This window comes from Achromobacter sp. UMC71 (assembly GCF_014170305.1).
Classification (GTDB): domain Bacteria; phylum Pseudomonadota; class Gammaproteobacteria; order Burkholderiales; family Burkholderiaceae_B; genus Achromobacter.
This window is the reverse complement of sequence record NZ_LZZT01000045.1, coordinates 204,957-224,055: the sequence shown is the minus strand read 5'-3', so window position 1 is coordinate 224,055 and position 19,099 is coordinate 204,957. Positions and strand designations below refer to the sequence as shown.

At 66.8% G+C, this 19,099-nt stretch carries 15 protein-coding genes; 9 read left to right on the top strand and 6 right to left on the bottom strand.

Annotated elements, in window-relative coordinates:
* The first annotated feature begins 8 nt into the window (after positions 1 to 8).
* The 4 genes from A9974_RS21925 to A9974_RS21910 all read left to right on the top strand — a co-directional run bounded on the left by A9974_RS21925 (position 9) and on the right by A9974_RS21910 (position 5,100).
* Positions 9 to 2,117 carry a pilus assembly protein TadG-related protein gene (locus A9974_RS21925; RefSeq protein ID WP_255468287.1) on the top strand — a complete coding sequence of 703 codons (2,109 nt, stop codon included), beginning with the start codon at positions 9 to 11 and terminating at the stop codon, positions 2,115 to 2,117.
* Between the two features lie 49 nt (positions 2,118 to 2,166).
* On the top strand, positions 2,167 to 3,573 hold the full coding sequence (locus A9974_RS21920; protein WP_183006276.1) for a sigma 54-interacting transcriptional regulator: 1,407 nt from the start codon (positions 2,167 to 2,169) through the stop codon (positions 3,571 to 3,573).
* Between the two features lie 176 nt (positions 3,574 to 3,749).
* Entirely contained in the window at positions 3,750 to 4,460 is a 711-nt protein-coding gene (locus A9974_RS21915) for a DUF2968 domain-containing protein (RefSeq protein ID WP_183006275.1), read from the top strand.
* A gap of 181 nt (positions 4,461 to 4,641) precedes the next feature.
* A complete protein-coding gene (locus A9974_RS21910) occupies positions 4,642 to 5,100 on the top strand; it encodes a DUF1178 family protein (protein WP_183006274.1) in 459 nt (152 codons plus the stop codon).
* Positions 5,101 to 5,193: 93 nt separating this feature from the next.
* On the opposite strand, the gene efp is transcribed toward A9974_RS21910, so the two are convergent.
* The 3 genes from efp to A9974_RS21895 all read right to left on the bottom strand — a co-directional run bounded on the left by efp (position 5,194) and on the right by A9974_RS21895 (position 8,254).
* Positions 5,194 to 5,751: an elongation factor P gene (efp, locus tag A9974_RS21905; protein WP_183006273.1), complete on the bottom strand. Its 558-nt coding sequence runs from the start codon at positions 5,749 to 5,751 to the stop codon at positions 5,194 to 5,196.
* A gap of 158 nt (positions 5,752 to 5,909) precedes the next feature.
* A complete protein-coding gene (gene earP / locus A9974_RS21900; protein WP_183006272.1) occupies positions 5,910 to 7,040 on the bottom strand; it encodes an elongation factor P maturation arginine rhamnosyltransferase EarP in 1,131 nt (376 codons plus the stop codon).
* 11 nt (positions 7,041 to 7,051) lie between these two features.
* Positions 7,052 to 8,254 carry a DUF2863 family protein gene (locus A9974_RS21895; RefSeq protein WP_183006271.1) on the bottom strand — a complete coding sequence of 401 codons (1,203 nt, stop codon included), beginning with the start codon at positions 8,252 to 8,254 and terminating at the stop codon, positions 7,052 to 7,054.
* A 256-nt stretch (positions 8,255 to 8,510) separates the two neighbouring features.
* Here A9974_RS21895 and A9974_RS21890 point away from each other — a divergent pair, with 256 nt between their 5' ends.
* Positions 8,511 to 9,284: a class III extradiol ring-cleavage dioxygenase gene (locus tag A9974_RS21890; protein ID WP_183006270.1), complete on the top strand. Its 774-nt coding sequence runs from the start codon at positions 8,511 to 8,513 to the stop codon at positions 9,282 to 9,284.
* Positions 9,285 to 9,400: 116 nt separating this feature from the next.
* Here the strand turns inward: A9974_RS21890 and acnA are convergent, their stop codons facing one another.
* Both acnA and A9974_RS21880 read right to left on the bottom strand, forming a co-directional pair.
* Complete coding sequence (gene acnA, locus A9974_RS21885) at positions 9,401 to 12,106, bottom strand: aconitate hydratase AcnA (protein WP_183006269.1); 2,706 nt, start codon at positions 12,104 to 12,106, stop codon at positions 9,401 to 9,403.
* A 326-nt stretch (positions 12,107 to 12,432) separates the two neighbouring features.
* Positions 12,433 to 13,362, bottom strand: coding sequence for a LysR family transcriptional regulator (locus A9974_RS21880; RefSeq protein WP_183006268.1), 930 nt, complete (start codon positions 13,360 to 13,362; stop codon positions 12,433 to 12,435).
* Between the two features lie 118 nt (positions 13,363 to 13,480).
* On the opposite strand from A9974_RS21880, the gene A9974_RS21875 reads away from it, so the two are divergent.
* The 3 genes from A9974_RS21875 to A9974_RS21865 all read left to right on the top strand — a co-directional run bounded on the left by A9974_RS21875 (position 13,481) and on the right by A9974_RS21865 (position 16,967).
* Positions 13,481 to 14,368, top strand: a complete 888-nt coding sequence (locus A9974_RS21875; RefSeq protein WP_183006389.1) for an SDR family oxidoreductase — start codon at positions 13,481 to 13,483, stop codon at positions 14,366 to 14,368.
* Positions 14,365 to 15,861 (top strand): AMP-binding protein, encoded by a 1,497-nt coding sequence (locus tag A9974_RS21870; protein ID WP_255468286.1) that lies wholly within the window; start codon positions 14,365 to 14,367, stop codon positions 15,859 to 15,861. The genes A9974_RS21875 and A9974_RS21870 overlap by 4 nt, the downstream gene beginning before the upstream one ends.
* A 122-nt stretch (positions 15,862 to 15,983) precedes the next feature.
* On the top strand, positions 15,984 to 16,967 hold the full coding sequence (locus A9974_RS21865) for a tripartite tricarboxylate transporter substrate binding protein (protein ID WP_183006267.1): 984 nt from the start codon (positions 15,984 to 15,986) through the stop codon (positions 16,965 to 16,967).
* 80 nt (positions 16,968 to 17,047) lie between these two features.
* Here A9974_RS21865 and A9974_RS21860 read toward each other — a convergent pair whose 3' ends face one another.
* Positions 17,048 to 17,956, bottom strand: a complete 909-nt coding sequence (locus A9974_RS21860; RefSeq protein ID WP_183006266.1) for a LysR substrate-binding domain-containing protein — start codon at positions 17,954 to 17,956, stop codon at positions 17,048 to 17,050.
* A 143-nt stretch (positions 17,957 to 18,099) separates the two neighbouring features.
* Here A9974_RS21860 and A9974_RS21855 point away from each other — a divergent pair, with 143 nt between their 5' ends.
* Positions 18,100 to 19,086: a pirin family protein gene (locus A9974_RS21855; protein ID WP_370539670.1), complete on the top strand. Its 987-nt coding sequence runs from the start codon at positions 18,100 to 18,102 to the stop codon at positions 19,084 to 19,086.
* Positions 19,087 to 19,099: the final 13 nt, after the last annotated feature.

Below are 19,099 nucleotides of genomic sequence, written 5' to 3'. Positions count from 1 at the left end.
TCGCGATCATGCCAGCCCCTTCTTCTTGTCCTGCGTTCCGCCTGCGGCAGCGTGGCAGCATGACGGTGGCCATCGTGTTCGCGGTCATCGTCGGCCTGGTGCTGCTTGGCGTGGCCAATCTGGGCTACGCGTACTACATGAAGCGGGAAATGCAGAAGGCCTCGGATCTGGCCGCGTTGTCGGCGGTGCAGGTGCTGGGCATGGGCGCGCCCGCGGACTGCTCTCGCGCGCAGGCTGCCGGGCAGAGCGCCGTGCTCGCCAACGTGCCCAACATCCTGGACACATTTGCCGCGGGCGACGTGACGGTGGAGTGCAAGCTGTGGGACAACACCCGCGCCGATCCATCCGGCATGTACCTCTTCGACCCGGCTAGCGGGCAGGTGCCGAATGCGCTGCGGATCACCATCAACAAGAACCTGACCAGCCTGATCCCCAGCTTCACGGGCGGCGCCGGCGGCACCCCGGTCCAGGTGGTGTCGGTGGCGGCCAGCACCCAGCCGGTGGCGGTCTTTACCGTCGGCTCGCGCCTGCTGCGCCTGCAAAAGGGCGGCCTGCTGTCGCAATTGCTGTCCACCGTGGGCGCCTCGCCCGCCCAGCTGGACATCCTGGATGCGGCCGGCCTGGCCACCGTCAACATCACGCCGTCGGGCCTGCTGGAAGCCCTGGGCCTGCCGATATCGGTGGCCACCGGGGTGGGCACGCCGGCGCAGTTGGCCGCGCTGAACAACCTGACACTGGGTCAACTGCTGCAGGCCACGCTGACGGTCATGAACAAGGCTGGCAACACCGCTGGCGCGAGCCTGGGACTGCTGAGCAACGCCATCAATGTGGTGCTGAACGTGATGCCGGTGAACCTGCCCGTCAAGCTGTTCGGCGACGGCGGCATCCTGGACCTGAATGTGGTGGGCGGCGATATCAACTCGGCGCTGCAGGCCAACATCAACGCGCTGAACGTGCTGGAGACCGCCCTGGTCATCGCCAATGGCCAGAACCTGGTCAACCTGGGCCTGAACGTGCCGCTGCTGGGCGTGCAATCGCAGGTGCGCATCGTCGAACCGCCCAGCATCGGCGTGGGCGGCGTGGGCACGCAGGCCACCAGCGCCGGTATCCGCGTGTACCTGCGCGCCAATACCAGCAATATCCCGCTCCTGGGGCCGCTGCTGGCCAGTGCGCTGGGCACCAAGGTGGACCTGCCCGTGATCATCGACGTGGCGCAATCGACCGGCACGGTGTCCAAACTGTGCCAGGCGCCGTTGACCCAGCAGCAGGCCACCATCGACGTGACCTCGTCGGTGGCCAACATCTGCCTGGGCAAGTTCCCGGGCATGTCGTCGGCCGTGGACAACGTGCAGGCCAATTTCCTGTCCATCACCAACAGCTGCCAGCCCAGCTCGTTCGCCGCCATCCAGCGCTACCAGATCCTGAACGTGCTGGGCATCCTGCCGCTGACCGCCAAGGTCACGCTGCCGGTCTTCAATTCGACCGCGCCGGTATCGGTGACGCTGACGCAGCCGCCTTCACCCAATTCCACCGCCACCGTCAACGCCACGTCCATCAACCTGGGGGCGCTGGCCTCGAACCTGGCGGATGCGCTGATCGGCGGCATCCTGGGGGATCTGGTCGGCACCGGCACGCCGCTCACGTCCGACCAGCGCACCGCCCTGGCCACCGATCTGGTGGGCGGGGGCGGGAACAACCCCGGCAATTCGATTTCGCAGGTGGTCAACAACATGCAATGGTCCACCACCGCCCTGAACCAGTTGAGCCAGCGCCTGTCCACGGGCGGCCTGACCGGCGTGCTGGGTGGCACGCTGCAACTGGTGGGCAATATCCTGAATTCCCTGCTGCTGGCCCCCTTGAGCGATTTGACCTGCTCGCTGGCGCTGGTGCCTGACGCCATCCGCCAATGCCGCGTCAATGCCGTGGCGTCGCTGGCCCTCAGCGGCGGCAACCAGATCGGCGGCGTGCTCTCCATCGTGGTGGCGCTGCTGCAGCCGCTGCTGGGCATGTTGTCGACGCTGCTGCAGCAGTTGCTGGACATGCTTGGCCTGAGTGTCGGCCAAACCGATGTATCGCTGCTTTCCGTGGACTGCGGCAAGCCCCGTCTGGTGTATTGATGATGAAGCCCTTGACTCCCTCTCCCGCCTGGCCGGCCCGGTGGTCGCCATGACCCAGAAATATTCGCGCGAAGAATTCGACGTCTACGTCTGGGAAGGCACGTCCGACATTGCCAGCCGCGCCGAACGCTGCCTGGCCGGCATGGACGTGTCTTTGGTGCGGGCGGACGCCGGCACGGCCTTCCCGCCGCCGCGTGATCCGTCGCGGCCGGCCGTCGCCTTGGTGTCGGTGTCGGTCATGGGCGACAACCGCTTCAGCGGCTACGACTGGCTGTCGGTGCAGGCGATGCCCGTCATCTGGGTGGCCGCCGAAGCTCGCGGCCGCGATCCGCGCTATTACCCGCCCGAATATTCCTACACCCTGCCGCTGGCCTTCACCACCACCGACTTGCGCAAGCTGCTGTTCGAACTGCTGGGCACGCTGGATCAGGTCAACCGGTCCGCGCCGCGGCGCGAGCAGCCGCTGATCGCCGTGTCCGAGCCCATGCGAGCGCTGCTGGCCGAAGCCGACATGTTCGCGGACTGCCGCAGCAATGTGCTGATCCATGGCGAAACCGGGGTCGGCAAGGAACGCGTTGCCCGCCTCCTGCACGACCACGCAACCTGGTCCGACGGGCCCTTCGTGGCGGTCAATTGCGGCGCCATTCCCGAAGGCCTGTTCGAGGCGCATTTCTTCGGCCACGCCAAGGGCGCGTTCACCGGCGCGGTGGGCGCGCACAAAGGCTACTTCGAGCAGGCCAGCGGCGGCACGCTGTTCCTGGACGAAATCGGCGACCTGCCGCTCTACCAGCAGGTCAAGCTGCTGCGGGTGCTGGAGCAAAGCGCGGTGACGCGGCTGGGGTCGACGGTCGAGGTGCCGGTGGATTTCCGCCTGGTCGCGGCCACCAATAAAGATCTACGTGTGCTGGTGGGCCAGGACGAGTTCCGGGCCGATCTGTATTACCGGCTGGCGGTGATCGAATTGCGCATTCCCAATCTGGAGCAGCGCGGTCCCGAGGAAAAGGCCGCGATTTTCCGCGCCTTGCTCGAGCGCATGGGCAGCGAGGGTGAGCCGCCCGAGTGGCTACTGGAGCGCGTATCGCGCACCCGTTATGAGGGCAACGTACGGGAACTGTCCAACGTGGCCGAACGTGTGGCTATTGTCCGCCGCCAGTTCAAGACCTGGGACCAGGCGCGTATCGAGCGCATTTTCGATCAATTGGCCGAACCGCTGCGGGCGCCGGGCGCTTTGAACGGCGCGCCGGCCAATACCCAGTGCGAGCCGCCGGTATTTACCGATGCCGAGCGCGCCGAGCGCGCCCGCATCCTGGCCGCGCTCGACGTAAACGGCTGGCGCCGCCAGGACACCGCCAATACCTTGGGCATCAGCCGCAAGGTACTGTGGGAAAAAATGCGCAAATTGCACCTGGGCGGCGGTCAGGGTGAAACCGCCGACGGCATTATCGAGGCGTCTTGAAGTGCAGTAATACGCTTGCGATAAACCGGTATTTCAGCGGCAAATCCGGGCGGCGATATAACGCGCAATAGGGAATGCCCCTTAGGGCGCGACATTATCGGGGCGTGCTATGTAAGTGCGTCTGCTTCAAACGAAATAAATTGCTATAGTTCCGCAACGATTTTTTTGGGGAAGGCATGAACGTCCACTTTATCCGTGCCGCTGCGCGCATGGCGCTATTGGGCACGGCCCTGTCCGGTCTGGCGGCTTGCGCGAGCGCGCAGTCCGAACCCCCGCGGCCCACGGTCCAGCAGGTCGAGGACAAGCAAGCGCCGTCCACGCCGGTGACCCCGCCCGCGCCGGCGGCTGCCGCGCGTCCGTCGTCGACGGTGGCCGAGCTGCAGGCACTGATCCAGAACCGCCAGGTTTCCGAGCTGCGTACGAGCTACAACGGCACGTACGGCGCCAGCCTGCTGTTCAAGCCGGACGATCTGACCTACTACGTGGCCCTGTTCCAGCAAAAAGATTTCTGGCGGGTGCTCAAGACGAAGTCGGACAAGCAGGCCGAAGCCACGTACCGGGCGTTCGCCGCCCAGTCCGTCGAACTGGCCGAAGTGGATATCAAGCGCATCAAGCTGCAGGCCGAATACACCCACGCCGAAAAGTTGCTGGCCAGCCGCAACGCCGAACTGAGCACGCTGCAAGCCGACCGCACCCTGCGCATGCAGCAGGAAGAGCAGGTCGCGGCGCGCCAGGAGCAGTCGCGCCAGGAAGCCACGGCCTTGGCCGACCAGCAAAAGGACGTGCGCCAGCAACTGCGTGATCTGCAACGCCAGATCGACGCCTTGCAGGCCCAGCAGGCGCAGATCGGACAACCTGCCGCCGCAGCCCCCAAGCGCGGCAAGTAAATCCGTCAACGCAGGCAAAAGCGGGCCCCCGGGGCCCGCTTTTTCTTTGTCTTCAGGCGGCGCGATGCCGAAAAGGGCGCCGTTCGGCAGGAAACCGGCCTAAACCCCCGTCCCGGGCAGGGCCTCCCGGCTGGCCGCGGCGCTTTCTTGTATTCTGGCTGCTTATCCCCATATTCCCGTCATGGCTCTCAAAGTTTTCGACCTCCAGTGCGAGCACGGCCACATATTCGAAGGCTGGTTCGGTTCGCACGAAGACTATGACGCGCAACAGGCGCGTGGCTTGGTCTCGTGCCCCGTTTGCGCATCGGCCAGCATTACCAAGCGCCTGTCGGCGCCGCGTTTGAACGTGGCGCACCTGCACGCGCCCGCCACCCAGCCGGCGCCGTCCGCCAGCGCCTCCGAGGCCGAAAAGATGGCGGCCATGCAGGCTGTGGTCATGCGCCAGGTCCGGGCGTTGCTGCGCAATACCGAAAACGTCGGTCCGCGTTTCGCCGAAGAAGCGCGCCGTATTCACGAGGGCGATGCCGACGAGCGCCCGATTCGCGGCACGGCTACCCCCGCAGAACGCGAATCGCTGGCCGAAGACGGCATCGATGTGATGGCCGTGCCGGATTTTCTCGACGACGACCGTCTCCAATGACGGGTTGGATCCCCCACGCCGCGCGCTTCGCGTGCCAATAAAAAACGCCAGCCCGAAAAGGGCTGGCGTTTTTTGTACCTGCTGCCGGCGCGATTATTGAACGCGGCTGCGGTATTCGTTCGTGCGGGTGTCGATTTCGATCTTGTCGCCGATGGCGCAGAACAGCGGCACGTTCAGTTCGTAGCCGGTGTTGATCTTGGCGGGCTTGGTCACCTTGCCCGACGTGTCGCCGCGGACGGCCGGTTCGGTGTAGGTGATTTCGCGGACCAGGACCGTGGGCAGTTCCACCGAGATGGCGCGGCCGTCGTAGAAGACCACTTCCACGGGCATCGCTTCTTCCAGGTAGTTCAGGGCGTCGCCCATGCTTTCGGCTTCGATCTCGTACTGGTTGTACTCTTCGTCCATGAAGACGTACATCGGGTCGCCGAAGTAGGAGTAGGTGCACTCCTTGCGATCCAGCTGGACGACTTCGAACTTTTCGTCGGCCTTGTAGACCGATTCGCTGGCCGAGGCGGTCAAGAGGTTCTTGAACTTCAGCTTCACAACAGCGGCGTTACGGCCGGACTTGTTGTATTCGGCCTTCTGGACCACGAGGGGATCCTTGCCGACCATGACCACGTTGCCGACTCGCAATTCCTGAGCGGTTTTCATCGTTAAAACTCCGGGGGTGATGGGTGCACTCGCCGTGCTAGCAAAAAACCGCGCGACTGGACCTGATTATTGGCCCGCGTTCTCGGCTTGATGCACACCCCGGGAGGCGTAATAGCTGAGGCCCGGCAATACTTGGGCGACTCAGAAAACTCTCTATTCTAGCGTTTCTTGGCCAACTCTGCGCAAAAGCTGGCCAGATTTTCCGCCAGATCGGGCAGGGCGGCCTGGTTGGCATCCCAGTCGCGGGCGGCGCGTGTCCAGCCTTGCCAGGCGGCGGGCGCCAAGGCATGGGCCAGCGCGCGGACGGCGGGTTCGCCGTCGCCGGGCGCGTTCCAGGCCCGGATGAGCGCGGCGGCGGTTTCCGGGGCCGGATAGCGGGCCAGCCATGCATCCAGCTTCTCGAGATGGATGTTTTCGTCCTGCGGGTAGATCTGCCACACCAGCGGGCGGGCGGCCCAGGCGGCGCGCACGAAGGAATCTTCGCCGCGGACGAAATTCAGGTCGGCGCACCACAGCAGGCGGTCGAAATCGGGCTGGGCCACGAAGGGCAGGCGCGCTACGGCGGGGCCGCCCGGGATGGCGCAGGCGGCTTCCAGCCCGGGCGCCACGCCTTGCGGCGCCAGCACCAGCGCGGGTTGCGGGTCGCTGGCCAGGGCGCGGGCCAGGGCGCCGACGGGCGCGTTGGGATAGCAAAACAGGGACACGGTGCGGGCGCCTTCGCGTCGGGCGCCGTTGCGTCGGTGCGACAACAAGGCTTCGGCCACGCCAAGGCTGCGCAGAAACGCATCCTGGGCGGCGGGGTCGGCCTGGAAGGCATCACGTTCGGCGGACAGTCCCGGCTCGCGCAACAGGCCGCCGGTGGCGGCCGTGAAACCCGGAAAGAAGAAATGCTTTACCAGGCCATCGGGCCGCTGCGACGGCAGGCCGTGGCAGCTTTCGACCCAGGCTTCGGCGCTGAGGTATTCCAGGTTGATCCACACCGGATGGCTGTGGCGCATGTGGTCCAGGAAAACTTCCGGCGGATCGCAGGCGAAGGCTTCGATCACCACGTCGCGGGGCGTGAGCGCCGGGTCGGGGGTATCGGACCACTGCACCACATCGATACCCTGGCAGGACTGGCGCGCGCGATCCGGAGCAATGCCTGGCTGGATGCGAGCGAAACTGGCCAGATCGTCCACCCACAGGCGGACGTCCCAGCCGCAGCCGTGGGCCAGGCGCCGCGCCAGGCGCCAGCAGACGCCGATGTCGCCGTAGTTGTCGACGACCCGGCAGAAGATGTCCGCTTGCATCGTGCGCCGGCTTAATGGAACTTGGCGGGAGCGGCCTCGGCGTCTTCGGGCAGCTCGGCGTGCACCAGTTCGCCCAACGGGTTGGGGAAGTAGGGGGCGCCGCAGTCTTCGCAGTATTCAGGTGGCAGTACGCCCGGGATGCGGCGCACGTCGTTCACGCCGTATTCCTTGAGCAACGCTGCGATCTCGTCGACGACATCGGGCTGGCCTTCGTCGCCGGGCAGGTCTTCCTCGCGGCCGTACAAGGGCCAGACGCAGCCGTAGTAGACGTCGTTGCTGTTGCGGGCCGTGAAGCTGATGCGGTATTCGTCGATGCGGCTTTCACCGCAGCCGGCGATCACGGCGCGCAGTTGCGCGGCTTCGAGGCTGACTGCGCCTTCGAGCCAGCTGATGGCGGCGCGCAGCGACAGCGGACGCACGCGGCGGTCGGCTTCGCGGTTGCTGACGTAGTAGGCGTCGGGCAGCAGCGCTTCGAAGCCACAGCCGGGCAGCAGGCCGGCCAGCGTGGGCTGGGCCTGGGCCGCCCATTGTTCCTGGCAGGCGTCGCGGCTGGCCTCGGCCTCGCCGATCTGTTCCTGCCAGCGGAAGACGGGCGCGAATTCGGGCACCGCCGCCGCCAACACGATGTAGCGGGTGTCGGCCAGCATGTTCGCGGTTTCGGCTTCGGTGTTCAGCGTCGGCTTGGTGGTTTCAGCGCCCAGCGCTTGCGACCCCAGGCGTTGCAGCCATTGCCAGGTTTCGGAGAAAGTGCGCGGCATCTGGTCCACGCTGACCAGCGAGGGCATCAGGGCCGTGCGGGCCTGGCTGGACAGCACGTGGCCATGCAATTGCGCCAGTAGCGCTTGCTGGGCGCTGGCGGAGACCGGGCCCGTGGGAATCGCGTAGCGGGTCCAGGCCACGATGGGCGCGACGATCAGCAGGATGTCGTAGCGGACGCCGTTTTTCTCGATTTTCATCGACTCGGACAGCGTCTCGGCCTGTTCGATCAGGACTTCGTAGGCGCCCACGTCGCTTTGGGCGAGGTGGTCCAGGGCGGCTTCCAGCGGGGCGTCCTGACCTGCCTTGAGCAGCTTCGGAATCGCTTCGCCAAGCTGATTCTCCCAGTACACGTCTTCGACGCGGCTGCCCGAGCGGTTGAGCGACTGGGCAAGCGTGACCAGGCGGGTGGCATCGCGGTTCATGCGGGGAGCGGATTGGCTGCGGGATCGGGCCATAACTTCGGGGGCGTCCAATAAGTGTGTAACGACGTAGTTTAACGCTCGCCACGGCGGCGGGCTGCACGGCGTCCGGCGAGCGCCGGTCGTGCTGGCCGCGGGCCGGCAGGCGCGCTCGCACCGGCTCGGGCGAGCCAGCCTGCCAGGGCTTTATTAGTGCTGATTGAGCAACAGATTATCCCTTTGAAAGGGGTTTATTGCTAAATGGAATCGGCCGACAATGCCTTCATCGACATGATTTTCTGGAGTCACCGCTATGCGTTGGCCTACGCTTTTCGTTTCCCATGGTTCTCCCATGCTTGCCGTCGAGCCGGGTCTGACCGGCCCCGCGCTTGCGGCCTGGAGCCAGGCCCAGGGCCGCAAGCCCCGCGGCATCCTGGTGGTCTCGCCGCACTGGATGGGCCAGGGCCTGGCCCTGTCCACCCGCGACCAGCAGGTGGCCTGGCATGATTTTGGCGGCTTCCCGCCCGAGCTCTACACGCTGCAGTACGCCGCGCCTGGTTCTCCCGAGCTGGCGGCGCGCGTGCAGGCGCTGCTGGCCGAATCCGGGATCGCCGCCGACCGCGACCCGCGCCGGCCGCTGGACCACGGCGCCTGGGTGCCGCTGCGCTACCTGTATCCCGAGGTCGACGTACCGGTGGTGCAGCTGTCGCTGGACATGGACCGCGACGCGGCCGGGCAGCTGGAACTGGGCCGTGCGCTGGCGCCGCTGCGCGACGAAGACATCCTGATCATCGGGTCGGGGTCGCTCACGCACAACCTGCGCCATGTCCGCATGCCGCAGAATGCGCCGGCCGTGCCCTACGTGCCGGCCTTCCAGGACTGGTATGCCGGCCGCCTGGCCGCGCACGATATGCCGGCGTTGCTGGACTGGCAGGCGCAGGCGCCTGGCGCGGCGCAGGCCCATCCGCACGACGATCACCTGATGCCGCTGTACGTGGCGTTGGGGGCCGGCGGCAGCCAGGCCACGCGCTTGATCGACGAGATCTCGTACGGCGCGCTGGCAATGGACGCCTACGCGTTCAGTTGACGCGGCTTCACGGCGGTCGCGCCGGGCGGTGAAGCCGGGCAATCCAGCCCTTTGCCGCGTCATGAAAAAGCCCCTGGAACCTTGCGGTTCCAGGGGCTTTGCCTTGCGGCGGACGCTTACGCAGCCAGCAATTGGCGCAGCACGAAGGGCAGGATGCCGCCGTGCTGGTAGTAGTCGACTTCGATCGGGGTGTCGATGCGCAGCAGCACCGTCACGTCCTGCTTTGAGCCGTCCTTGCGGGTGATCGTCAGCGTCACGTCCATCATCGGCTTGATGCCGTTTTCCAGGCCCGAGATGTCGTAGGTTTCTTCGCCGGTGATGCCCAGCGATTGCACGCTGTCGCCGCCCTTGAACTGCAGGGGCAGCACGCCCATGCCGACCAGGTTGCTGCGGTGGATGCGTTCGAAGCTGCGGGTGATGACGGCCTTGACGCCCAGCAGCTGGGTGCCCTTGGCGGCCCAGTCGCGCGACGAACCGGTGCCGTATTCCTCGCCGCCGAACACCACGGTGGGCGTGCCGGCCGCCACGTACTTCATGGCCGCGTCGTAGATGGACATCTGTTCGCCGCTGGGCTGGAACAGGGTTTCGCCGCCTTCGAAGCGGCTGCCGTCGGCGCGCGCGGGGATCATGAGGTTCTTGATGCGCACGTTGGCGAAGGTGCCGCGCATCATGATTTCATGGTTGCCGCGGCGCGAGCCGTAGCTGTTGAAGTCGGCCTTCATGACGCCGTTTTCCTTCAGCCACTTGCCCGCGGGCGAGGTTTCCTTGATGGAGCCGGCCGGCGAGATGTGGTCGGTGGTGACCGAGTCGCCGAAGACGCCGAGCGCACGCGCGCCCTTGACGGCGGGCATGGCCGCCGGCGTCATGCCGAAGCCCTCGAAGAAGGGCGGCTCGGCGATGTAGGTGGAATCCGGCCAGTTGTAGGTGTCGCCCTTGACGCCCTTGATGTTCTCCCACAGCTTGCCGGGATTGCTCTTGACCTGGCCGTAGTTGGCTTCGAAGACCTTGGGGTCGAGCGCGTGCTTGAGCAACGCGTTGACTTCTTCGGCGGTGGGCCAGATGTCGCCCAGCCAGACGTCGCCGTTCTTGCCGCGGCCCACCGGTTCGGTCATCAGGTCGCGCGTGACCGTGCCGGCCAGGGCATAGGCGACGACCAGCGGGGGCGAGGCCAGGAAGTTGGCCTTGATGTTCGGGTGGATGCGCGCTTCGAAGTTGCGGTTGCCGGACAGCACAGCCGAGCAGACCAGGTCATTGCTGGTGATGACGTCGTTCAGGTCGGGCGTCAGGTCGCCAGCGTTGCCGATGCAGGTGGTGCAGCCGTAGGCGGCCACGTCAAAGCCCAGCTTTTCCAGATAGGGCAGAAGGCCCGTCTTGGTGAGATAGTCGGTGACCACGCGGGATCCCGGGGCCAGCGACGTCTTGATGTGCTTGGGCACCTTCAGGCCGGCTTCGACGGCCTTCTTGGCCAGCAGGCCGGCGGCCAGCAGCACGTTGGGGTTGGACGTGTTGGTGCAGGACGTGATGGCGGCGATCAGGATGTCGCCGTTCTTGACCTTGGTGCCGGCGCTGGTGGTGAAGGTCTGCTGCAGCTTCTCGGCGGGCTGGTTGAAGCCGTTTTCGGCGATCGGCTTGGAGAACAGGTCGATGAAGGTGTTCTTGACGTTGCCGATCTCGATGCGGTCCTGGGGGCGCTTGGGGCCGGCCAGCGAGGGCGCCACGGTGGACAGGTCCAGCGTCAGCAGCTTGGTGAAGTTGATATCCTTCGAGGCGGGCACGCCGAACATGTCCTGGGCCTTGAAATAGGCCTCGAAAGCGGCGATTTCCTCTTCGGTGCGGCCGGTGCCGCGGAAGTAGTCGATGGTGCGGTCGTCGACCGGGAAAAAGCCCATGGTGGCGCCGTATTCGGGCGCCATGTTGCCGATGGTGGCGCGTTCGGCCACCGTCAGGCTGGCCGTGCCTTCGCCACAGAATTCGACGAACTTGCCGACCACTTTTTCACGGCGCAGCATTTCGGTAATGGTCAGCACCAGGTCGGTGGCGGTGACGCCGCCGCGCAGCTGGCCCTTGAGTTCCACGCCGACCACGTCGGGGGTCAGGAAGTACACCGGCTGGCCCAGCATGCCGGCTTCGGCCTCGATGCCGCCCACGCCCCAGCCGACCACGCCGATGCCGTTGATCATGGTGGTGTGGCTGTCGGTGCCGACCAGCGAGTCGGGATAGTAGACGTTGTTTTTCTTGTCCTGGTGCACGCCGCGCGCCAGGTATTCCAGGTTCACCTGGTGGACGATGCCGAAGCCCGGGGGCACCACGCCAAAGGTGTCAAAGGCCTGCATGCCCCACTTCATGAACTGGTAGCGCTCTTGGTTGCGCTTGAATTCCAGCTTCATGTTCAGGTCGAGCGCGTTCTTGGTGCCGAAGTAGTCGATCATGACCGAGTGGTCGACCACCAGATCGACCGGCACCAGGGGTTCGATGCTCTTGGGGCTCTTGCCCATCTTGTCGGCGACCGAGCGCATGGCGGCGATGTCGGCCAGCAGCGGCACGCCGGTGAAGTCCTGCAGCACCACCCGGGCGACCACGAAGGGAATTTCGTCTTCGCGCTTGGCATTGGCCTGCCAGTTGGCGAGCTGGCGCACGTGTTCTTCGGTGACCTTCTTGCCGTCGCAGTTGCGCAGCACGGACTCCAGCACGATGCGAATGGAGACCGGGAGCCGCTGCACGTCGATGCCCAGGGACTTGCCCAGCGCCGGCAGCGAATAGAACTGACAGGATTTATTGCCGATCTTGAAATTCTTGAGTGTGTCTAGGGTGTTGTGCGGCATGATGGACTCCGTGGTTTCGCCCGCGTAAAGCCGGCATTTTCAGGCGTTTCGACGCGTTTGTCATTGTAGGCGACAGCGGCGCGGTCTGGCTTGTGTCTTATATCTTATATAAGACTTGATGGGCACGTCAAAGTTCCAGGGTGCGTCAAGGTCCCGCCCGCGCCCGGCACCGGGATGATGGCCAAACCCCTACTGTGGAGCAGGCGCGCCGTCCCTGCAAGTCCCCTGTTTTTTAACAAAGAAGTCCTACAAGTGCATGGCGGGCGGCGCCGCCCCGGGAGGCGCCCTGCGAGGCGCCTCGAGGTCCGCTCGGCGCCGCCGCCGGATCAGGCCAGGAAATCGCGCAGCAGCGGCTCGAGTTCCGTTTTCAGAAAGTCCACCAGGGCCCGCTGGGCGGTGGAGGGGTAGGGGGTGGGAGAGGTCAGGATGTAGAGCTTTTCGCCGGGACCTTCGGCCTGGTAGGCCTGCAGCACCGGCACCAGCCCGCCTGCCTGCAGATCGGGCTGCACGATGTAGGCCGGCAGCAGCGCCACGCCCGCGCCTTCGCGGGCCGCCTGGGCCAGGAAGGGGAAATATTCGGATTGCAGGCGGGTCGCCAGCTTGACGTCATAGGCCTGGCCCTTGCGGCGCAGCCGCAGGGTCGTCTGGGGCCGGGGCCCGGGCGGCGCCAGGAAGTCCAGGCGGGAAAGGTCGCGCGGGTGGGCGGGAACGCCCATCCGGGCGAGATAGCCGGGCGCGGCGCACAGATGCCATTTGATGCGGCCCAGCTCGCGGGCCACATAGTCTTGCGGCGGCGTCGAAATGACGCGCAGCGCGACATCGATTTCGGACGAAATGAGGTCGCTGACCCGGTTCGAAAACAGCACCCGCAGGCTTAGACTGGGATGGTCCAGCGCAAAGCGCACCAGCAGCGGACGCAAGGCTTCCAGTTCGCCCAGGCCGGTGGGCAAGCTCAGGCGCACATGGCCGGTGGGTTCGGTGCCCAGCTTCTGCAAGGCGTGGCGGGCCGATTCCACCTCGCGCGCCATGCGGGCGCCGTGGTCGTACAGCACGGAGCCCTCGTGGGTCAGTTCCAGGCGCCGCGTGGTGCGCCGGATCAACTGGGCGCCAAAGGCGCGTTCCAGCTTCTGCAGGTTGCGGCTTACGTGCGACCGCGTCACGCCCTGGCGCAATGCGGCCTCGCTCAGCGTGCCGGCTTCCACGATGGTCACGAAGAGCTGGATCAGGTTCAGGTCCAGCGCGGGCAGGGCGGCCATGGCTTGCCTTTATTGTTGCCTGTCAGGAAACAGAGTTTACCCAGACCGAAGGATTGTCGCGAAGTAGCACCATTGATATGCTGAAATCAAACACAAGGAGACTCCGATGCGGCAAACCATGTTCCGCGCCGACCTGTTCCAGGGGCAGCGCATCCTCATCACCGGGGGCGGCACCGGGCTGGGCTACGCCATGGCCCGGCAACTGGCGGCGCTGGGCGCCACGGTGCACATCTGCGGACGCCGCCTGGCGGTACTGGAGCAGGCGGCCGAGGCCCTGCGGCGCGATTTCGGCGGCCAGGCGTACGCCCACGCGGTCGACATCCGCGATGCCGCCGCGGTGGACGCCATGGTGGCGGGCATCTGGGCCGATCACGGCGGGCTGGACGCGCTGGTCAACAATGCCGCGGGCAACTTCATCAGCCCCACTGAAAAATTGTCCGAGCGCGGCTTCAACGCCATCGCCGACACGGTGTTTCGCGGCACGTTCTACATGACGCAGGCGGTGGGTAAGCGCTGGATCGCCACGGGCGCCACGGGCGCGGTGGTGTCCATCGTGGTCACCTGGGTCTGGACCGGCTCGCCCTTCGTGGTGCCATCCGCCATGTCCAAGGCGGGCATCGATGCCATGACCAAGTCGCTGGCCGTGGAATGGGGCCGCCACGGCATCCGTTTCAACGCCATCGCGCCGGGTGTGATCCCCACCGAGGGCGCGTCGGCGCGGCTGCGGCCCAACGACACGGGCACCGACGCGCTGATCAAGCAGAATCCCATGCAGCGGCTGGGGCAGGACCAGGACATCGGCGAGCTGGCCGCTTTCCTGCTGGCGCCGGGCAACGACTGGATCAACGGCCAGACCATCGCGCTGGACGGCGGCGACTACCTGGCCAATGGCGCGTACTTCAAGCAGTACTTCGACTGGTCCGACGACGATTGGGCCGCGGCCCGCGCCGCGATCGAGGCCCGCAACGCCGAAGACAAGGCGCAACGTTCGGCGGGCCGGGCATGACGGGACCGGGCAACATCATCGCCGGCGACAGCGTGCTGGACCGGGCCGCGCTGGTCATGCGCGGCGAGCAGGTGGCCGGCGGCCTGGCGGCCCTGGGCATCGCCGAGGGCGACGTGGTGGCGGTGCTGCTGCGCAACGGTATGCCGTACCTGGAAATCATCCAGGCCTGCAAGCGCCTGGGCTGCTATTACTGCCCCATCAATTGGCACTACACGCCGGACGAGGTCGCCTTTCTGGTCCAGGACAGCGGCGCCAAGCTGCTGATCACCGAGGCAGACTTGTGGCCCGCCGCCAGCCAGGCCTTGCCCGCCGGCCTGCCGGTACGGCGGGTCGGCGCCGCGGGCGCCGCCGACGATTACGCGGCCTGGCGCGATGCGCAGGCCCCCTATGCGGGCCCGCAGGTGGCGCCGCGCGGCCACATGGCCTACACCTCGGGCACCACGGGCCGCCCCAAGGGCGTGGTGCGCGAGCCGTTTCCGCTGGATCAGCTGCCGCAGCGGTTGGCGGCGGTCGAGGCCGTGGTCGAGCAGGCCTACGGGTTACGGCCTGGTTGCCGGGCACTGCTGCCCGCGCCGATCTATCACAGCGCGCCCAGCGTGTTCGCGCAGGTGGCGCTGCGGGTCTGCGACACGCTGGTCGTGACCCCGCGGTTCGATCCGCTGGACGTGCTGCGGCTGATCGAGCGGCATCGCATCGACACGATCTACCTGGTGCCCATCATGTATGTACGCCTGCTCAAGCTCGACCCGGCCGTACGGGCGTCTTTCGACCTGTCGTCGCTGCGTTTCGTGGCCTCGACCGGCGCGCCGTGCGCGCCCGCGCTCAAGCGCGCCATGATCGACTGGCTGGGGCCAGTCATCCACGAAACCTACGCCTCCAGCGAGGCGGGCATGGTGACCGCGATCGATGCCCGCGAGGCGTTGGCGCGCCCCGGCAGCGCGGGCCGGCCCATCGGCGCCGCGCAGGTGCGCATCGTGGACGACGCCGGCCAGCCGTGCGCGCCGGGCCAGATCGGCCGCATCTTCGTGCGCCAGCCGGCCTACGCCGACTTCACGTACCGCAACCACCCCGAGGCGCGCCGCCGCGTCGAACTCGACGGACTGATCGGCCTGGGCGACCTGGGCTACCTGGACGCAGACGGCTATCTGTTCGTGTGCGACCGCGAATCGGACATGGTGATTTCGGGCGGCGTGAACATCTACCCCGCGGAAATCGAGCATCACCTGATGCAGTATCCAGGCGTGGCCGATTGCGCCGTGCTCGGCGTGCCCGACGACGAGTTCGGCGAACGCCTGCTGGCGCTGGTGCAGCCGGCGCAGGATGCGCAGGTGGCGCCCGAGGACGCGCTGCAATGGCTGGCGGCGCGCATCGCGCGCTACAAGGTGCCGCGCGAGCTGCGCCTGCAAACCGCGCTGCCGCGCGACGACAACGGCAAGATCGCCAAGCGCCGCCTGCGCGACGCGTTCTGGGCCGGCAAGGAAAGGAAGGTGTAGCGCCCATTCACGTCTTCAACACGGCACGATACGGCAACGACAGCACAACAAGCACGCCGGATCGTGCGCCACACAACATGCGCAATGTCATTGCGCCCACGATCACGATTGGGGAGACAACCATGTCGAGGATGAATCATTGGTTCGGCCGCGTGGCGGCCGCGATGCTGTTATGCGCCGCCGGCGCGCCGCCTGCCTTGGCGGCGTTTCCGGACCGGCCCGTCAAACTGGTGGTGCCGTATACGCCGGGCGGTTCGGCGGACCAGTTGGCGCGGGTGCTGGCCGAAAGGCTGTCGCAGGAACTGGGCCAGCCCGTGGTGGTGGAAAACAAGCCGGGCGCCAACACCATGATCGCCGCGACCCAGGTGGCGCGGGCCCAGCCCGATGGCTACACCGTGTTCCTGGCCAGCAACGCCAGCATGGTGCTCAACCCCATGCTGTACCAGAAGATCTCGTACGACGCCGCGCGCGATTTCCGCGTGCTGTCGGTGGTGGCGGAATTGCCGCTGGTGGTGGTGGCCAACAACGACGTGCCAGCGGCCACGCTGGCGCAATTCGTCGACTACGCCCGCGCCCGCCCGGGCAAGCTGAACTACGCCTCGGTGGGCATCGGCAACCCGCTGCAGCTGGCCACCGAGCTGTTGAAATCGCGCACCGGCATCGACGTGGCGCACATTCCCTACAACGGGAGCGCGCCGGCGCTTACTTCGCTGATGGGCAACGACACGCAGCTGATGGTCGACGTCATCAGCACGTCGCTGCCGCTGGTGCGCGAAAAGAAGATCAAAGCGCTGGCCGTGACCACGAGCGAGCGCCTGTCAGTGCTGCCGGACGTGCCCACCGTGGCCGAAAGCGGCTTTCCGGGCTTTCGTGCCGCGACCTGGTTCGGCCTGGCTGTGCCCAAGGCCACGCCATCGGCCGAGGCGGGCCGGCTGCAGGATGCGGCGGCAAAGGTGATGCAGCAAGCCGACTTTCGCGACCGCTTCCAGGTGCAGGGCCTGGTGATCCAGGCGCCGCGCAACCAGGCCGGGATCGACGCCTATGTGGCCGAAGACCGCGAGCGCTGGGGCGGCGTCATCAAGGCCAACCAGATCAAGCTGGATTGAGACGTCATCGGCGGGCCGCCGCCGCAGCGGGATCTGGCCAGGCCGTGCGGGGCGGCGGGGCTGGATGCGCGACCGCCGTCCTAAGCCAACAGCGCCGGCAATTCGGCTACCGCGAACTCCAGGAAGCGCCGCAACGCCAGCGGGGAACCTCGACGCGCGGGCATGACGGCGTAGAGGCGCGCCGGCGCCGCCCGCCAGGCGGGCAGAATCTGCACCAGGTCGCCCTTGGCCAGCGCGCCGGCGCACAGGTAATGCGGCAACAGGGCCACGCCCAGGCCGGCGCGCGCCATTTCGCGCAGCGCCGCCAGGTTGCTGCTCAGGCAGCGTGGCAGGTATTCGACCGATTCGGCTTCGCCCGCCGGGCCGGTGAAGTGCCAGCTTTGCGGACTGTCCTGGGTGGCGTGGGCCAGAAGGGGCAGCGCGCTCAGTTCGCGCGGATGGCGTGGCGCCGCCAGCGCCATCGACGACGCGCACACCAGGATCATGGGCACGGGCGCGAGTTCGCGCGCGACCAGACGCGAATCCGTGAGCGAGGCGCCCTGGGCCCGGAAGGCCAGGTCGTAGCCTTCGCCGACCAGGTCGATGATCTGGTCGCGAGTGTCCAGCAGCACCCGCACGCCCGGGTGTTTGAGGCAGAAGCGCGCCACCAGGTCGCCCACCAGCGTTACGGCCAGCGCCGACGGCGCGGTCATGCGCAACAGGCCGCTGGGGGTGTCGCCCATCGACGCGGCCAGGTCGAAGGCGCTGCGGGCTTCGCGCGCCATCGCCAGGGCATGCACGTAGATCTGCTCGCCCATCGGCGTCAGCGATACCCGGCGGGTATTGCGCTGAAGCAGCCGCAAGCCCAGGCGCGCTTCCAGTTCGGCCACGCGCCGGCTCAGCTTGGACCGCTGCATGTTGAGCACGCGGGCGGCGGCCGAAAAGCCGCCTTTCTCCACCACCTCGCTGAAAAGCAGAAGATCGTCGAGATGATGGATATAGGTGTTCATGGGGGTTTACGCGAATAATTGTCCTGCTTAACAGGACAATTATTCCTGAAATCCGACTCTACTGTGCAGGCGGCAGAACCCATAAGCTTTGCGCCACGCAATACTCAGGCAGCACATCCTTGACCATTCACCTCAGCCCCCCCGTGGCCAAACCCTTTGAGCCCGCGGGCGACGCCTGTTCCATCCGTCAATTCCGCTATACCGATTTTCCCCAGGGCATGTCGCCGCTGGTTCTGGTGGACCATTTCGTCATGACCGGCCCCACCTTTGCGCCGCACCCGCACGCCGGCATGTCGGCGGTGACGCTGCTGCTGGAAGACACGCGCGGCGCCATGCGCAGCCGCGACAGCGTGCGCAACGACCACGAGATCCGCGCGGGCGATCTGCACTGGACCCTGGCGGGCCGGGGCGTCGTGCACACGCAGCAGCCGGTGGGCCAGGCCCGCCTGAATGGCCTGCAGATGTTCGTCAACCTGCCCGAACGCTTGAAGTCCCTGCCGCCGGCGACCTCGCTGTTACGCGCCTGGGAAATGCCCGTGATCCAGAACGATGCCGGCCGCGTGCGGGTGGCGTCGGGCAGCTATGGCGGCTGGGACGCGCCGCTGGAAACACCCGAACCGTTGATGGTGCTGGACGGCTGGCTGCGTCCGGGCGCGTCGCGCCTGGTGCCGTTGCCGGCGGGCTGGAATGCCTGGCTGTATGCGGTGCAGGGCGAATTGGGCGTGCGCGCCAAGCATCAGGTGCTGCGGCCCGCGGCGGCTGCCGCGGCGTCGGAGCAGAATGCCCGGTCCGCATCGACCGCGGCGCCCGCGCCTGCCGGCGCGTCTGGTCCCGGCGCGGGCGGCAAGCGGGCGGCGGCAGCCCCCAAGCACGTGGCCGATCCCGACTTCGCCATCCTGCCGGCCGGCGCCTCGCTGGCCGCGTCGGCCGACCGCGAAGGCCTGCTGCTCCTGATCGCAGGCAGCGCGCCGGCCCATTTCGTGCTGGTCGCCGGTCCCGCCATCAACGAACCGGTGATCCAGCGCGGCCCGTTCGTGATGTCCAATTCACGCGCCTTGGCACAGGCCATGGCGGCCTATGAGGCCGGAGAGTTCGGCCAGTTGCGGCAAGAGACCGGCGTGCAGGGGTGACGGACGGCCTGTC

What these genes read in the sequence shown, in the direction of transcription:
- A9974_RS21925 (WP_255468287.1), top strand. Translation starts at nt 9, where the DNA reads ATGCCAGCCCCTTCTTCTTGTCCTGCGTTCCGCCTGCGGCAGCGTGGC.
- A9974_RS21920 (WP_183006276.1), top strand. Translation starts at nt 2,167, where the DNA reads ATGACCCAGAAATATTCGCGCGAAGAATTCGACGTCTACGTCTGGGAA.
- A9974_RS21915 (WP_183006275.1), top strand. Translation starts at nt 3,750, where the DNA reads ATGAACGTCCACTTTATCCGTGCCGCTGCGCGCATGGCGCTATTGGGC.
- A9974_RS21910 (WP_183006274.1), top strand. Translation starts at nt 4,642, where the DNA reads ATGGCTCTCAAAGTTTTCGACCTCCAGTGCGAGCACGGCCACATATTC.
- efp (WP_183006273.1), bottom strand. Translation starts at nt 5,751, where the DNA reads ATGAAAACCGCTCAGGAATTGCGAGTCGGCAACGTGGTCATGGTCGGC.
- earP (WP_183006272.1), bottom strand. Translation starts at nt 7,040, where the DNA reads ATGCAAGCGGACATCTTCTGCCGGGTCGTCGACAACTACGGCGACATC.
- A9974_RS21895 (WP_183006271.1), bottom strand. Translation starts at nt 8,254, where the DNA reads ATGGCCCGATCCCGCAGCCAATCCGCTCCCCGCATGAACCGCGATGCC.
- A9974_RS21890 (WP_183006270.1), top strand. Translation starts at nt 8,511, where the DNA reads ATGCGTTGGCCTACGCTTTTCGTTTCCCATGGTTCTCCCATGCTTGCC.
- acnA (WP_183006269.1), bottom strand. Translation starts at nt 12,106, where the DNA reads ATGCCGCACAACACCCTAGACACACTCAAGAATTTCAAGATCGGCAAT.
- A9974_RS21880 (WP_183006268.1), bottom strand. Translation starts at nt 13,362, where the DNA reads ATGGCCGCCCTGCCCGCGCTGGACCTGAACCTGATCCAGCTCTTCGTG.
- A9974_RS21875 (WP_183006389.1), top strand. Translation starts at nt 13,481, where the DNA reads ATGTTCCGCGCCGACCTGTTCCAGGGGCAGCGCATCCTCATCACCGGG.
- A9974_RS21870 (WP_255468286.1), top strand. Translation starts at nt 14,365, where the DNA reads ATGACGGGACCGGGCAACATCATCGCCGGCGACAGCGTGCTGGACCGG.
- A9974_RS21865 (WP_183006267.1), top strand. Translation starts at nt 15,984, where the DNA reads ATGTCGAGGATGAATCATTGGTTCGGCCGCGTGGCGGCCGCGATGCTG.
- A9974_RS21860 (WP_183006266.1), bottom strand. Translation starts at nt 17,956, where the DNA reads ATGAACACCTATATCCATCATCTCGACGATCTTCTGCTTTTCAGCGAG.